Annotated in this window: 10 protein-coding genes; 4 read left to right on the forward strand and 6 right to left on the reverse strand. The window is 68.3% G+C overall.

Annotated elements, in window-relative coordinates; translation table 11 throughout:
* Positions 1-225: 225 nt before the first annotated feature.
* The 6 genes from epmA to ACZ9YD_RS02250 all read right to left on the reverse strand — a co-directional run bounded on the left by epmA (position 226) and on the right by ACZ9YD_RS02250 (position 10,258).
* The gene (gene epmA / locus ACZ9YD_RS02225) at positions 226-1,191 is read right to left on the reverse strand and encodes an EF-P lysine aminoacylase EpmA (RefSeq protein ID WP_465073625.1); all 966 of its coding nucleotides are present in this window, start codon (positions 1,189-1,191) and stop codon (positions 226-228) included.
* A gap of 8 nt (positions 1,192-1,199) precedes the next feature.
* Entirely contained in the window at positions 1,200-3,704 is a 2,505-nt protein-coding gene (gene ligA, locus ACZ9YD_RS02230; protein WP_465073515.1) for an NAD-dependent DNA ligase LigA, read from the reverse strand.
* A gap of 42 nt (positions 3,705-3,746) precedes the next feature.
* The gene (gene fosX, locus ACZ9YD_RS02235) at positions 3,747-4,271 is read right to left on the reverse strand and encodes a FosX/FosE/FosI family fosfomycin resistance hydrolase (protein WP_465073516.1); all 525 of its coding nucleotides are present in this window, start codon (positions 4,269-4,271) and stop codon (positions 3,747-3,749) included.
* A 10-nt stretch (positions 4,272-4,281) separates the two neighbouring features.
* Entirely contained in the window at positions 4,282-5,034 is a 753-nt protein-coding gene (gene zipA / locus ACZ9YD_RS02240) for a cell division protein ZipA (RefSeq protein ID WP_332077500.1), read from the reverse strand.
* A gap of 111 nt (positions 5,035-5,145) precedes the next feature.
* A complete protein-coding gene (smc, locus tag ACZ9YD_RS02245; RefSeq protein ID WP_465073517.1) occupies positions 5,146-8,658 on the reverse strand; it encodes a chromosome segregation protein SMC in 3,513 nt (1,170 codons plus the stop codon).
* A 502-nt stretch (positions 8,659-9,160) separates the two neighbouring features.
* The gene (locus tag ACZ9YD_RS02250) at positions 9,161-10,258 is read right to left on the reverse strand and encodes an ABC transporter ATP-binding protein (protein ID WP_465073518.1); all 1,098 of its coding nucleotides are present in this window, start codon (positions 10,256-10,258) and stop codon (positions 9,161-9,163) included.
* Between the two features lie 299 nt (positions 10,259-10,557).
* Here ACZ9YD_RS02250 and zwf point away from each other — a divergent pair, with 299 nt between their 5' ends.
* The 4 genes from zwf (at position 10,558) to edd (ending at position 15,746) form a co-directional block, all read left to right on the forward strand.
* Positions 10,558-11,979: a glucose-6-phosphate dehydrogenase gene (zwf, locus tag ACZ9YD_RS02255; protein WP_465073519.1), complete on the forward strand. Its 1,422-nt coding sequence runs from the start codon at positions 10,558-10,560 to the stop codon at positions 11,977-11,979.
* Positions 11,976-12,974 carry a glucokinase gene (gene glk / locus ACZ9YD_RS02260; RefSeq protein WP_465073520.1) on the forward strand — a complete coding sequence of 333 codons (999 nt, stop codon included), beginning with the start codon at positions 11,976-11,978 and terminating at the stop codon, positions 12,972-12,974. The genes zwf and glk overlap by 4 nt, the downstream gene beginning before the upstream one ends.
* On the forward strand, positions 12,971-13,723 hold the full coding sequence (gene pgl, locus ACZ9YD_RS02265; protein WP_465073521.1) for a 6-phosphogluconolactonase: 753 nt from the start codon (positions 12,971-12,973) through the stop codon (positions 13,721-13,723). The genes glk and pgl overlap by 4 nt, the downstream gene beginning before the upstream one ends.
* A 106-nt stretch (positions 13,724-13,829) precedes the next feature.
* Complete coding sequence (gene edd, locus ACZ9YD_RS02270; protein ID WP_465073522.1) at positions 13,830-15,746, forward strand: phosphogluconate dehydratase; 1,917 nt, start codon at positions 13,830-13,832, stop codon at positions 15,744-15,746.
* The last annotated feature ends 4 nt before the right edge of the window (positions 15,747-15,750 follow it).

Genomic DNA, 15,750 nt, shown 5'->3' on the forward strand with positions numbered 1-15,750 from the left:
AACTCGCTGCGCTCAGACATGGGCTGCTCTTCGACCCCGCCGCCCTGCGATGCTCGGCTCGCTTTACGGCTCGATTCGAGTCAAAAGCCAAGGCAAGAAGCGAAAGCTAAAGCCGAAACCAGATCAGAATCAAAATGGATGGCCGCTTTACCAGACATGCGTCTGTTGAGAGCCGCGGGCATGACGGTAGAAAAATCCCGGAAGATCGCGAATCCGCTTGAGCGGCTAAGCCCGCGAAAAATCAAATGCGATCACGTCGGCGATCCGCCCTGTCCCCATCATCGCCATCATCAGCCGATCGACTCCCAACGCCACACCCGCGCAATCCGGAAAGCCTGCATCCAGCGCGCCAAGCAGGGCCTCGTCGATCACCGGCAATGTATCGCCGCGCGACCCACGCACCGCATGATCCCGTTCGAAACGTGCGCGTTGTTCCGCGCCGTCCGCGAGCTCGTGATAGCCGTTCGCGAGTTCCAGCGCGCCGAGGTACAGCTCGAAACGCTCGGCCACCTGCACGCCGTCGCGTTCGGCGATGCGCGCGAGCATGCATTGCGAGGCCGGGTAATCGTGGACCACAAGGATCCGGTCGGCCGGATTCGCGGGCTGGATGCGATGCGTCATCAGCAGGTCCAGCCAGTCGTCGCGGGTCAGACCGTCGGCGGCAATCTGCACATCGCCGAGTGCCGCCTGCAGCTCGGTGTCCGACACCGTCATCGGATCGAGTCCGAGCGTGTTGCGATACAGATCGCGATAGGTGGTCTGCACCACCACGGCGCGCCGGTCGACAAGGTCCAGTGCGCCCTGCACCAGCGCGACGGTTTCATCGGCCAACTGGCGCTGGTCCCAGCCGACGCGATACCACTCGAGCATCGTGAACTCGGGATTGTGGCGACCACCGGCTTCGCCATCGCGGAACACGCGGCCGAGCTCGTAGCAGTCGCCGAAGCCGGCGGCGAGCAGGCGTTTGAGCGGAAACTCTGGGGACGTGCGCAGCCAGCGCGTGCACGGGCCTGCCGACACGTGACCGCCGAACTCGGTGCGGAAACTGGCGACGTTCGGGTCGGTATTGCCGGCCTGCGACAGTATCGGCGTCTCGACTTCCGGCACGCCGCGCTCGGCGAAGAACGCGCGCAGCGCTGCGTTGAGGCGCGCGCGCAGGCGCAGGGTGTCGAAGCTTGCCGACGGCCGCATCGACGCGCTCACGCCTGCGACTCGAGAAACGCGAGCAGCGCGGCTTCGTCCCAGATCTCGATCCCGAGTTCCTGCGCCTTCGTCAGCTTCGAGCCGGCCGCTTCACCGGCGACGACCAGCGAGGTCTTCTTCGACACGCTGCCGGCGATCTTCGCGCCCAGCGCTTCGAGTTGTTCGCCCGCTTCATCGCGGGTCATCGCCTCCAGACTGCCGGTCAGCACGACGGTCTTGCCGTCGAGCGGGCCACTCGTTTTCGCTGCCTTCACTGGCGCTGCATCGAGCAGGCGCCGCATCGCGGCGTCACTCGCGCGCAGTGCGGCCAGTGCATCCGCATCGGCCAGGAACGCCGACAGGTTGTCCGCGCCTGCCGAAGACAGGCCGGCGCCGGTCCAGCCGCTCGCGTTCGCACGCAGCAGTGCATCGAGCGTGCCGTAGGTGTCTGCGAGACGCTCGGCGCTCTTGCCGCCGAGCTTGTCGACCGGCAGCGTCGACAGCAGGTGCGCCAGACCGAGACGTTCGCGCAGCGCGGCCGACGGCGCGGATTCGTCGCTGAAGGTGATGCCCGCCGCGATCAGCGCGTCGACGACCTCGACATTGCCGGGCTGTTCGAAGAACGTTGCAATGGAACGCGCGACCTCGCCGCCGATATCGGGCAGCGCCTGCAGCAGCACGGCTGGCGTCGTGCGCACGAAGTCGAGCGTGCCCAGCCACTGCGCGAGCGACTTGGCCGTCGTCTCGCCCAGATGCGGAATGCCGAGCGCGAACAGGAAGCGCGGCAGCGTAGTGCTGCGGCTGGCATCGATGCCGGCCACGAGGTTTTCCGCCCACTTCGTCGCGAGCTTGCTGCCGGTCTCGACCGTCAGATGCGCGCGCAGGAACGCGGCGTCCTTCCACACCGGCGACTCCTGTGCCAGCACCGCTTCGCCCTCGCCATCGAGCGCGAGTGCGCCCTTGCTGTCGGCGATCGTCTGCGCGAAGTCCGCCGCGGTCGCGGCATCGAGCGCGGTCTTCATCCGCACCAGATCCTCAACCTTCAGCAAGAACAGATCGGCCGGCGAATGCACGAAACCGAACTCGACCAGCGCCTCGGCCTGCTTGTCGCCGAGGCCTTCGATGTCCATCGCGCGTCGCGACGCGAAGTGACGCACGGCTTCCTTGCGCTGCGCCGAGCACGTCAGGCCACCGGTACAGCGCCAGGCCGACGCGCCTTCCTCGCGCACGAGCTCTGAACCGCAGACCGGGCATGTGGCCGGCATCGTCCATTCGACCGTGCTCGCGGGACGCTGCGCTTCGATCACGCGCACGATCTCGGGAATCACATCGCCGGCGCGGCGCACGATCACGGTGTCGCCCTCGCGTACGTCGAGCCGGCGGATCTGGTCTTCGTTGTGGAGCGTCGCGTTGGTGACGGTGACACCGGCGACCTGCACCGGCTCCAGGCGCGCGACCGGGGTGATCGCACCGGTGCGGCCAACCTGCACTTCGATCGCACGCAGCACGGTCGACTGTTCCTGCGCGGGAAATTTGTGTGCCAGCGCCCAGCGCGGCGCGCGCGAGACGAAACCCATCGTCGCCTGCTGGTCGTAGTCGTCGAGCTTGTAGACCACGCCGTCGATGTCGTAGGGCAGCGTGTCGCGTGCTTCGCCGATGCGACGGAAGTAGGCGATCAGGCCGTCGAAACCGGTCGCGGTGTCGGCTTCGGGCGCGACGGGAAAGCCGAAGTCACGCAGCAGCGCGAGGGTTTCGGAATGCGTTTCCGGCAATTCGAGTCCGCGTACCTCGCCGGTCGAATACGCGAAGAACGCCAGCGGGCGTCGGCGCGTGACCGCAGGATCGAGCTGGCGCAGCGACCCGGCCGCGCCGTTGCGCGGGTTGGCCAACAGCTTTTCGTTGCTGTCGAGCGCCTTCGCATTCCAGGCTTCAAAGGCCTTGCGCGGCATGTAGATCTCGCCGCGCACTTCCAGCACGGCCGGCGGCGGCGCGCCGGTCTCGCGCAGCTTCAGGGGCACCGCGCGCACCTGACGCAGGTTCGCGGTGACGTTCTCGCCAGTGCTGCCGTCGCCGCGCGTAGCGCCCTGCACGAACACGCCGTCCTCGTAGCGCAGGCTGATCGCCAGGCCATCCAGCTTGGGCTCGACCGAGAACACCGGCGCTTCGATGTCGAGCTTCTGTTCGATGCGGCGTTCGAAATCGGCAACTTCGGCATAGCGTGCGCGGTCGTCGGCATCGTCCTCGACACCGGCGGTCTCGAATGCGTTGGCGAGCGACAACATCGGGATCGCGTGGGTGACTTCGGGGAAACCGCCGTCCGGTCGCGCGCCCACGGTGCGCGTCGGCGAGTCGTCGCTGGCGAGTTCGGGATGCGCGGTTTCCAGCGCTTCGAGTTCGCGCAGTGACGCGTCGTAATCGGCATCCGGGATCGACGGATCGTCGAGCACGTAGTAGCGATGATTGGCGTCTTCGATCAGCGCGCGCAGCTCGGCAACGCGCCCGGCGGGAGATGGCTTTGGCATGTGGGAATTGTAGGACGGTGGCGTTCCCGCGGGCGTCTGCCCTCACCCCAACCCCTCTCCCTTTGGGGTGAGGAGACATTTTTGCGAGCCAGTGGCTCGCATGTCTTCGAACGCTCTCGCAGCAACGCGAGGGCTGGGGCGCGGAGCGGGAGTTGAGGTGAGGGCCGCGCGATAGGCCTGCAATCGCGCGCCCAGCGTACCGGCGTGCAGTTCGAACAGGTGGTTGTCGAAATCGTGGAAATACAACGACTCGTCCTCGCCTTCGATGCGGGGCCGTGGCGGGCGGATGTCCACGCCCAGCGCGTCCAGCCGCGCGCGATAGATCGGCAGGTCGCCGGCTGAGACCGAGAATGCGACATGGCGGTACGAGCGTTGTGGCAATGGCTCGCCTTCCATCAGTGCGATCCACACGCCACCGAGCTCGAAGAACTTCTCGCGCGACAGCGAATGCGGGCGGTCGACGCTGTCGTACACCTCCCGCGCGCCCAGCCCCTCGACCAGCAGGCGTGCCGTGCGGTCGAGGTCGTGGACGACAAAGGTCAGATGGCTGATGCCGGAAATCGACACCGCGCCCGACTCACCAGCGCGGGCTGCGTGTCACCGCGGGGACATCGTGTTCGCGGTCCCAACTGCGCAGCTCGTCGCGCAAGCCGGCGATGCGCTGGCGGCCGAGGGCGTTGCGCTGTTCGTCGAGCAGCACGCCGTCGAGCAGCTCGGCCATGCGTTCGGCGGTCGGCAGCATCGCGTCCCACGCATCGAGTGCGCGGACCGGCGCCGGCAGGGTCAGAAAGAACGCGATCGCCGGGGTTTCGAGGCCCTGGATTTCGCTCATGTCGAAGCTGCCGGGGCTGCGGATGTTGGCGACGCTGAAGATCGGGCCGCGCTCGGGATGGCCATCGACCAGGCGATGGAAGACGTTCATGTGGCCGTAGGTCAGGCCCGTCTTCTCGGCGGCGACCACGATGTCCGGGCCACGCAGCACGTTGCCGGCGCGCGCGGCGATGTAGAGCGTCACGATCTTGTCGAAATCGTCGCTGGTGCGTTTGCCCAGTTCGCTGTTGGGCGAGACGGCGCCGACGGTCTGATCGAGCAGGTCCATCTCCGCCTGCACGGCATCGGTGTCGCCTTCTGCACGCGGCACGCCGGCTTCACCGAGATCCTGTTCCAGCTGCGCGCCGAGCGTGGGCTCCAGGCGCTGCTCGCGATCGTCGGTGCTGGCGACGCGGCGACCCTGCCCGCTGCGCGGGCGGGTGCCGAAATACCACATGGCGCCCATCAGCAGCAGGCCTGCGACCAGGATTCCGATACGCATCATCCAGTCGTCGGTCATTCGCGGTGTTCTCCTTCGGGGTCGTTCATTATGCGCAGGCGCCGGGCCTGTCGGGCATGAGGACCGCCGCCGGCCAGGCCGTGCGACAGTCGCGTCACATGATGACAGTCTCTAGGCGGCGCCGGCCAGTCGCGCCGCTTCGGCCAGATCCACCGAAACCAGTCGGCTCACGCCCGGCTCGCGCATGGTCACGCCGCTGAGCTGGGACGCCGCTTCCATCGTCGCCTTGTTGTGGCTGACGAACAGGAACTGCACCTGCTCGCTCATCTCGCGGACCATCGCGGTGAAGCGGCCGACATTGGCCTCGTCCAGCGGCGCGTCCACCTCGTCGAGCAGACAGAACGGCGCCGGATTGAGCTGGAAGATCGAGAACACCAGCGCGACCGCGGTCATCGCCTTCTCGCCGCCGGACAGCAGCGAGATGTTGGACACGCGCTTGCCGGGCGGGCGCGCCATGATCGCGACGCCGGTGTCGAGCAGATCCTCGCCGGTCAGCTCCAGATACGCATGGCCGCCACCGAACAGGCGCGGATACAGCGCCTGCACGCCGGCGTTGACCTTGTCGAAGGTGTCCTTGAAGCGGCCACGGGTCTCGCGGTCGATCTTGCGGATCGCCTCTTCCAGCGTATCCAGTGCCGAGTTGAGGTCGGCGTCCTGCGCGTCGAGGTATTCCTTGCGCTGCGCCGCTTCGGCGTGTTCGGCGATCGCGGCGAGATTCACCGGCTCCAGACGGCGCAGGCGCGCGTCGAAGTCGGTGACGATCTTCTCCCAGTCCTTCGCATTCGCCGCGTCTTCGAGACCGTTCAACACCTCGTCGACGACGAACCCGCCCTCGACGACCTGTGCCGACAGCTGGTCGGCCGCGATCACCAGCGCCTGCTGGTCGAGGCGGCGCTGCGAGATCGCTTCGCGCTGGGTCAGCGACTGCGCGTCGCGCTGCTGGCGAACCTGTTCGAAGGTGCGCAGCTCGTTGTCCACGCCTTCCAGCGCGGAACGTGCTTCGGCCAACGCGCGCTCGGTGCGCACGCGCTCTTCGAGTGCGACCTGGCGCTGCTGCTCCAGCGTGTCGACCGGCGAATCGCCCGTCGCCAGCTGCGCCGACAGTTCGCCAAGGCGATTGTCGATCTGGCCGCGCTGGCCGCCCATGCGCGCGAGCGCCTGGGTCAGCGAGGTGATCTGGGCACGCTGGGATTCGATGGTCAGCGCGAGTGCGTGCGCGGTGTCGCGCGATTCGCGCGCGGCCGATCGCAGCTGGTCGCGGGCCTCGACCAGTCCGCGGCGCTCGGCTTCGAGTGCAGCGCGGGCGGCTTCGAAGTCGCCCATGCGTTCGACCGCGTCTTCCAGCCGGCCGCGTGCGTCGCGGGCCTGCTGGGCGGCGGTGTCAAGGGTTTCGTGCAGTTGGGCGAGATCGGTATCGATGCGCTCGATGCGGTTGCGCGCGGCTTCCACCCGGCCCTGCTGGCTCTGCACCTGGCCGGCGAGTTCGGAGACGCCGCGATGCGCGACATACAGCGCACGCTGCGCTTCCTCGCGCTGCTGCTCGACGCTGAGCAGCTGTTCGCGGCCCTGCGCGATGCGCGCCTCCAGCGTCTGTTCCTGCTCCTGCAGCGTGGCGATCGTCTCGCGCAGCGACTGGATCTCGCGTTCGCGCAGCAGCGCGCCCTGCTTCGCCGCGCCCGAGCGCGACACGCGCACCCAGCCGGCGCCGAGACGCTCGCCGCTGCGGGTGATCACCGAATCGCCATCGCCCAGGCCCGCCTGCAGCGCGCGCGCCTCGGCCAGGGTCTCGGCCACATGCAGGCGCGCGAGCAGCCGGCGGATCGCCAGCGGTCCCTGCACCTTGGCCGCCAGCGACGTCGGCGCGAAGGCTTCGTCGCCGGTCTCGCCCGATACCAGCGCCAGGCGGCTTTCGCCAAGTTCACCGAGTGCGTCGACCAGTTCGGCCGGCACGCCGTCGCCTTCGACCAGCACGCCTTCGATCAGCTGACCAAGCGCGCTTTCGACCGCGAATTCCCAGCCCGACTCGACCCGCAGCCGCTCGCCGACGCGCGCCGACGAATCCAGCCCGCGCTGGCGCAGCCATTCGACCGCCGCGCCCTGCTCCTGCCCAAGCGCCGCGTTCTGCAGGGTTTCCAGCGACGACAGCCGGCCGCGTGCTTCCTGCGCCTGCTTGCGCACGACGGACAGCTCTTCCTGCGCGCCGCGCTGCGCGTCCTGCAGATCGACCGCCGCGGCCTTGCGCGTTTCCAGGTCGTCGCCGAGCGTGTCGAGCGCAGCCTTCTGTTCGTCGTGGCGGATCTGCAGGTCGGCGAAGGCCTCGCTCAGCGCGTCGAGATCCAGCCCGCCGCGCTCGGCCTGCAACTGCTCGCGGCGACGATCGGCTTCGAGCGACTGCTTGTCCAGATAGTCGACGCGGGTGCGCTCGACGTCACCTTCGCGCGCCGCCTCGCCCTGCTCGCGGTTGTGGGTTTCCCAACGCGTCTGCCAGTCGGCGAGCGCGGTTTCGGCCTCGCGCAGCGTGTCCTGACGCACGGCGTCGTCGTCCTGCAGCTGCGCGAGTTGCGGTTCGGCGTCGGCGATGCTCTCGTGCAGGGTGTCGAGTCGCAGCTGGTCCTGGTCGATGTGTTCGCCGATCTCGGCCAGCTGCGCCTGCGCTTCGTCGCGGGCCTTGAGCAGGCGCGCCGACAGCTCGCGCTGGTGCTGGATCTGCTGCTCGACACGGGCCAGCGCACCGCTGATTTCGTAGCTTTCGGCCTGCGCGCGGTTGAGGCCTTCGCTGGCCTCGTGGCGACGCTCGCGGCCCGTCTCCAGCTCGCGTTCGGCTTCGCGCTGCTCGGCGATGATCTGCTCGAGCTTGGTTTCTTCCTGGGCCAGACCTTCGCGCAATGCGCGCAGACGCGAATCGAGCGTGCGCCATTCCAGCGCCTTCCATTCGGCGTCGCGAATCTTCCGCTCGGCCTGGATGGCGGTGTACTGCTCGGCCTGCTTGGCCTGCCGCGCGAGATGCTGCAGCTGCTTGCCGACTTCCTCGCGCAGATCGCTCAGGCGATCCAGGTTTTCGCGGGTGTGGCGGATGCGGGTCTCGGTTTCCTTGCGGCGTTCCTTGTACTTGGAGATGCCCGCAGCTTCCTCCAGATAGACGCGCAGCTCTTCGGGCTTGGCGTCGATGATCTGGCTGATCATGCCCTGCTCGATGATCGAGTAGCTGCGCGGGCCCAGACCGGTGCCGAGGAACAGATCGGTGATGTCGCGGCGGCGGCATTTGGTGCCGTTGAGGTAGTAGCCGCTCTGCCCGTCGCGGCTGACCGTGCGCTTGACCGAGATCTCGTTGAACGCGGCGAACTCGCCGGCGATCGTGTGATCGGAGTTGTCGAACACCAGTTCGACCATGGCCTGCGACACCGGCTTGCGCGCGGTGGAACCGGCGAAGATCACGTCGGTCAGCGAGTCGCCACGCAGGCGACTGGCCGAGGATTCGCCCATGACCCAGCGCACCGCGTCGATGATGTTCGACTTGCCGCAACCGTTCGGCCCCACCACGCCGGTCATGTTGGTCGGCAGGTGCAGCGTGGTCGGATCGACGAAGGATTTGAAACCGGCGAGCTTGATCGTGGACAGGCGCATGCGGGCGTTGGTGGCCTCTTGGCGCCCGTCAGGGCGCGATGGATGACGGATAGCGTGTCATGCGATACGCGAAATTTCCATCGCAAGCGGTTGATTCCACAAGCACGGAGCGCCGCTCGCGCGCGCAAGCGGTCAGTATAGCGAGGCGTGGCGCTGACGGTAGGCGAGGCACGCGGCAGGAATACCCGGCCCGTCATTCCCGCGTAGGCGGGAATCCATGGACTTCCTTGCCTGCTCATCGCACGAAAGACGCTCAGCTGGGAGGCAGCTTAAGGTCCATGGATTCCCGCCTACGCGGGAATGACGATCAAAGGCGGAAGCTGCCGTTGCGGGAGCCCCGGGCATTCCGCGAGAGGCATTCTCCGCAAGAGGCATGCCCTCACCCGACGCATTACGCGCGTCGACCCCGGATCAGGTCCGGGGCAGGCTCTCTTCTAGAGGGAGAGGTGCGGGCCCAGCTTGAAGGGAGCGCGTGCCGGCTTACCGTTCGACGAGTCGAGGTTCAACCCGCCTGCTGGATCAACCGCTCACCGGTCTCGATATCGAACGCATGCACGCGACCGACCGGAATCGTCAGCGACAGCGTTTCGCCCGGCACCGGGACGCGGTCAGGTGGCAGACGTGCGATCAGGACGTGGTTGCCCAGGCGCAGGTTGACGAAGACTTCGCTGCCGACCGGCTCCACCACTTCGACCACCGGCGACAGCGATGCGTCCGCCTCGGTCGCGGGCAGCAGGTGTTCGGGGCGGATGCCCAGATCGACGGTGCGGCCGTTCCAGTCGGCCGGGAATCCGGCTTCGCCGAGCGCGAGCGTGATGCCCTCGCCGGCATCAAAGGTCCAGCCATCCGTGCCCTGCGCCAGCGCGCCACGCAGCACGTTCATGGCCGGACTGCCGAGGAAGGTCGCGACGAACAGATTCGCCGGCCGCTCGTACAGCGCCATCGGCGTGTCGATCTGCTGGATGTGGCCGTCCTTCAGCACCACGATGCGCTGACCCAGCGTCATCGCCTCGATCTGGTCGTGGGTGACGTAGATCATCGTCGTGCCGAGCTTGCGATGCAGACGTGCGATCTCGACGCGCATGCCGCTGCGCAGCTTGGCGTCGAGGTTGGACAGCGGCTCGTCGAGCAGGAACACCTGCGGCTGGCGCACCAGCGCGCGACCCAGCGCCACGCGCTGGCGCTGGCCGCCGGAGAGCTGGCCGGGCTTGCGGTCGAGCACCTTGTCGAGTTCCAGCACCTGCGCGGCTTCGTCCACGCGCGCGGCGATCTCGGTCTTCGACTGGCCGCGCAGCTTCAGGCCGAACGCGAGGTTCTCGGCCACGCTCATGTGCGGGTACAGCGCGTAGCTCTGGAACACCATCGCGATGTCGCGATCCTTCGGCGCCACGTCGTTGACGACGCGGTCGCCGATGGTCAGCGTGCCGTCGCTGATCGCCTCCAGTCCCGCGACCATGCGCAGCAGCGTGGATTTGCCGCAGCCCGACGGGCCCACCAGCACCAGCAGCTCGCCATCGGCGACCTCGAAAGTTGCACCGGCCACACCGACGAAACCGTTGGGGTAGACCTTCCGTACCGCGTCGAACCGCACCTGTGCCATGCACGCTCCCGTGTGTCGCAAACCCGTCGTGGATCGCATCGTGCGGCCGCCTGCGTGAACCGCGCGCCGCGATGCAATTGCGCTATTCTGGCATGTAATCGTTTCCAATCCAGCCGGCGCACGTGTGGGAGGCACAGCGTAGTGCAACGAACGACAGGTTCCATCCGCGTGCGCGCCGCCTCGCGCGCGCCAGGTGACAGCGCTGGACACGCCGCCATGGCGTGGACGTTGCGATCTGCACGCCTCCGGCGACACACTCCGTGATTACCCATCCTGAACCCGAGACGGTCCCGGCGCCCATGCACGACTCCCTCCTGTTGTTCGGCGCCACCGGCGACCTGGCGCAACGCTACCTGTTCCCGTCCCTGCTGCACCTGCTGCGCGACCGGTTGCTGCCGGACGAATTCCGCGTGGTCGCGATCGCGCGCAGCGAACACGACGACGCAGGTTTCCGCGACTGGCTGCGCGGGCGCCTGGACGACGAGTACGACGCCGCGCTGGTCGATGAACTGCTGCGCCGCATCCAGTACGTGGCGGTGGACCTGGGCGATGCCGAGGCGATGGCGTCGTCGCTGTCGCGCTTCGCCGACCGTCCCGCGGTCAGCTATCTGTCGACGCCGCCGAACCTGTTCGCATCTGCATGCCGTGGCCTGAAAGCGGCCGGCCTGCTGGAGGCACCGTCGCGACTGGTGCTGGAGAAGCCGATCGGCCACGACCTGGCCAGCGCGCAGGAAATCGATGCGACGCTGAAGTCCGCGCTCGACGAATCGCGGATCTTTCGCATCGACCATTACCTGGGCAAGGCGCCGGTGCAGAACCTGCTCGCGCTGCGCCTGGGCAATACGTTGCTCGAAGCCACGTGGGAGCGGCGCTGGATCGAATCGGTCGACATCATCGTCGCCGAGACCGCCGGCGTGGACGGTCGCGAGGGCTATTACGCCGATTACGGCGCGCTGCGCGACATGGTGCAGAACCACATGCTGCAGCTGCTGGCGCTGATCGCGATGGAGCCGCCGGCGGCGATGGACACCGACAGCATCCGCGACGAGAAGCGCAAGGTGCTGCGCGCCCTGCGGCCGATGACCGCCGCCGATGCCGACGCCGACAGCGTGCGTGGGCGCTACGGCCCGGGCGTCGTCGACGGCCAGGCCGTGCAGGGCTTCAAGCACGGCGGGCATGACGACGTGGAGACCTTCGTCGGCCTGCGCGCGTGGATCGACAACTGGCGCTGGGCCGGCGTGCCGTTCCGTCTGGTCACCGGCAAGCGCATGCCCTCGCGCACCACCGAGGTCGTGGTGACGTTCAAGCCGGTCACGCACTGGTTATTCGGGCCGGGCGAGCGCAAGCGCGCGCGGGCCAACCAGCTGCGCGTGCGCCTGCAGCCGGAGGAGACGATCGAACTCGGCCTGATGGGCAGTCTCGCCGCGTCCGAATGGGCTGCGAACGAACTGCAGCCGATGTCGCTGGATCTGGCGATGCTGCCGCCCAAGCGCCGCATCGCCTACGAGCGTCTGATGATCGATGCGCTCAAGGGCGACCAGACGCTGTTCGTACGCGACGACGAAGTCGAAGCCGCGTGGCGCTGGATCGACAGCGTCAGCGCCGCGTGGCGCGAAGCCGGCACGCCGGTGCGCGATTATCCGGCTGGCAGCTGGGGCCCGGCCGAGGCGCAGCCGTTTCTGCCACGTACGCTGACCACCCACAACGGACGCAAATCGTGACGGCTGCGCTCGCCCTGCTCGCCGACATCGGCGGCACCAATGCGCGTTTCGCGCTGGCCGACACCGGCAGCCCGACGCCGCTGCAGCTCGACACGGTCAAGATCTTTCCGGTCGCCGACTTCCCGTCGCTGGCCGATGCGGCGCTGCATTACCTGCAGGAGATCGGCCACGACGGCAAGGGCGCACTGCCGCGCGCCGTGCTCGCGGTCGCCGGTCGCGTCGATGGCGACGATGCGCGCATCACCAATCATCCCTGGGTGATCTCGCGCACGCGCACGCAGCAGCGGCTCGGTATCGAAGACGTCGTGCTGACCAATGATTTCGCCGCGCAGGCGATGGCCATTCCACTGCTGCAGCCCGGCGATTTCAGCGCCATCGGCGGCGTGCCGTGGTCGGTGCCCAAGGATCCGGGCGGCCCCTGCACCTATGCGGTGATCGGCCCCGGCACGGGGCTGGGCGTGGGTGGCCTGGTGATCCGCGACGGCAAGCACTATCCGCTGGAAACCGAAGGCGGTCACGTCAGCTTTCCGCCGGGCACGCCGGAAGAGACCGCGATCCTCGAACGCCTGTCGGCGCAGTTCGGCCGCGTGTCCAACGAACGCCTGATCTGCGGTCCGGGCCTGGTCAATATCCATCGCGCACTGAGCGAAATCGCCGGGGTCGATCCGGGCCCGATGCACCCGGCCGACATCACCGCACGCGCGAAGGATGGCGATGCCCGCTGCGCGCGCGCCGTCGACGTGTTCTGCGCGGTGTTCGGCGCGATCGCAGGGGATCTCGTGCTGACGCTCGGCGCCTGGGACGGCGTATTCCTCACCGGCGGTCTGGTGCCGAAGATGCTCGATTCGATCCGCCATTCGGGTTTCCGCCAGCGCTTCGAACACAAGGGCCGCTTCTCGCCGAACATGGGCCGCGTGCCCAGCGTCGCGGTGCTGCATCCGCATGCCGGCCTACTCGGCGCAGCCGCGATCGCCACACGCAGGGCTGCCGCATGACGCCGACCGGCGCCCCGGCCTTTGGCATCGCCGGCGGAATCGGCGACGATGGGCGCATGCAGCTGCACGCCTACGAATCGGCGACCCAGTGGACCTGGGGCGCCGCGATTGCGATCTCGTCCGCCATTGCCCGCGATCTGGAGCAGAAGCCGCGTGCGCGCCTGCTGCTGTCCGGCGGCAAGACGCCGGGGCCGGTGTACGAGGCGCTGTCGAAGTCGCCGCTTGCCTGGGACCGCGTCGATGTCGCGCTGGTCGACGAGCGCTGGTTGCTGCCCGACGATCCCGACAGCAACGCGCGCCTGCTGCGCGAGACGTTGATCCAGAACAAGGCGCAAAAGGCGCGACTGGAAACCATCACCCGCGCCGGCCGTCCGTTCGACGAAGCCGTCTCCACCGCCAACCTGCATGCGCGCCAGCCTGCCGGCGTGGTCGTGCTGGGCATGGGCGATGACGGGCATACCGCGTCGCTGTTTCCCGGCATGGTGGATCTCGACTCGGCGCTCGCGTCCACGTCGCCGTATGTCGGTGTCGATGCCGGCGGCAGTCCCGGTGCGGGCAGCTGGCAGCGTCGGGTGAGCCTGACGCCGGCCGGTCTCGAGCCCGCACACACGCGCATCCTGCTGATCCGCGGCGAGAAGAAACGCGCCCTGCTCGACCGCCTGTTGCAGAGCGACGACGCCACCGAATTCCCTGCGCGCATCGCCTTCACCACGCCGGGCGCAAAGCTGCACGTCCACTGGTGCCCGTGACGCACGCGCCTGCGCCTGCGCGCATCCTGTTCGACCGTTGCGCGCAGTGCGATCCGCGCGCCCCCGCCCGTCACCCGGGCGCCCGTTCCTCTCATCGCCGCCGCCCATGAGCCTGCATCCCGTCGTCCAGTCCGTCACCGAACGCATCCGCAAGCGCAGCGCGCCGTCGCGGCAGGCGTATATCGAAGGCATCGCGCGCATGCGCGATCAGGGGCCGCTGCGCGGTCACCTGAGTTGCGCCAATCTCGCGCATGGCTTTGCCGCCTGCGGGCCGGTCGACAAGTCGCGCCTGCGCAACGGGCCGACCGCCAACCTCGGCATCGTCACCGCCTACAACGACATGCTGTCCGCGCACCAGCCCTACGAGCCGTATCCGGAATTCATCCGCGAGACCGCGCGTGCGCTGGGCCACACCGCGCAGGTCGCGGGCGGCGTGCCGGCGATGTGCGACGGCGTGACCCAGGGCCGCGCCGGCATGGAGCTGTCGCTGTTCTCACGCGACGTCATCGCCCAGGCCACCGCGATCGCGCTATCGCACGACATGTTCGACAGCAGCGTGTATCTGGGCATCTGCGACAAGATCGTGCCCGGCCTGCTGATCGGCGCGCTGGCCTACGGTCATCTGCCGGCGATCTTCATTCCCGGCGGCCCGATGACACCGGGCGTGCCGAACAAGACCAAGGCCGAAGTGCGCGAGCGCTACGCCGCCGGCGAGGCCACGCGCGAGGAACTGCTGCAGGTCGAGTCCGATTCCTATCACGGCCCCGGCACCTGCACCTTCTACGGCACCGCGAATTCCAACCAGACGCTGCTCGAGGCGATGGGCGTGCAGCTGCCGAGCGCGGCCTTCATCAATCCGGGCACGCCGCTGCGCGAAGCCTTCACCCGCGAAGCGGTCGAACGTGCGCTGTCGATCACCGCGCTCGGCGACGACTACCGCCCGCTGGGCCAGCTGATCGACGAACGCGCGATCGTCAACGCGGTCGCGATGCTGATGGCGACCGGCGGCTCGACCAACCACACCATCCACTGGATCGCGGTCGCGCGCGCGGCCGGCATCGTGCTGACCTGGGACGACATGGACCAGCTGTCGCAGGCCGTGCCGCTGCTGGCGCGCGTGTATCCGAACGGCGAAGCCGACGTGAACCGCTATCACGCGGCCGGCGGCAATGCCTACGTGTTCCGCGAACTGCTCGACGCCGGCCTGATGCACGGTGATCTGCCGACGATCGTCGACGGCGGCATGGCGCGCTACGGCGAAGAACCCAAGCTCGACGGCGACCGCATCCGCTACGAACCCGGCCCGGCGATCAGCGGTGACGACGGCGTGCTGCGTCCGGTGTCCGCCCCGTTCGAAGCGCACGGTGGCCTGCGTCTGCTGCGCGGCAATCTGGGCCGTTCGCTGATCAAGCTCTCGGCGGTGAAGCCCGAGTTCCGCACGATCGAAGCACCGGCCGTCGTCGTCGACGCGCCGCAGGCCCTCAACCGCCTGCACGCTGCCGGCGCACTGCCGCGCGATTTCGTCGCCGTCGTGCGCTACCAGGGCCCCAAGGCCAACGGCATGCCGGAACTGCATTCGCTGGCGCCGCTGCTGGGCATGCTGCAGAACCAGGGCCGGCGCGTCGCGCTGGTCACCGACGGTCGCCTGTCAGGCGCGTCGGGCAAGATTCCGGCCGCGATCCACATGACGCCCGAGGCCGCACGCGGCGGGCCGCTCGCATTCGTGCGCGAAGGCGACATCATCCGTCTCGATGGCGAGGCCGGCACGCTCGAAGCGCTGGTCGATCCCGCCGAATGGCAGAGCCGCACCGCTGCGCCGGACACCGCGCCCGCGCCGACCGATCACGGCCGCAACCTGTTCGGCTTCAACCGCGCGAACGTCTCGCCCGCCGACCAGGGCGCGCTGTCGATCTCCTGCGGCCCGGCCACCACCGACGGCAGCGCGTGGCACTACGATGCCGAATACGACCTGGGCGCTGATGCAGCAGCGCTCGATGCGCCACACGATTCCAAGGACGCCTGACACG

It is taken from the genome of Luteimonas sp. AC640a (assembly GCF_979256585.1).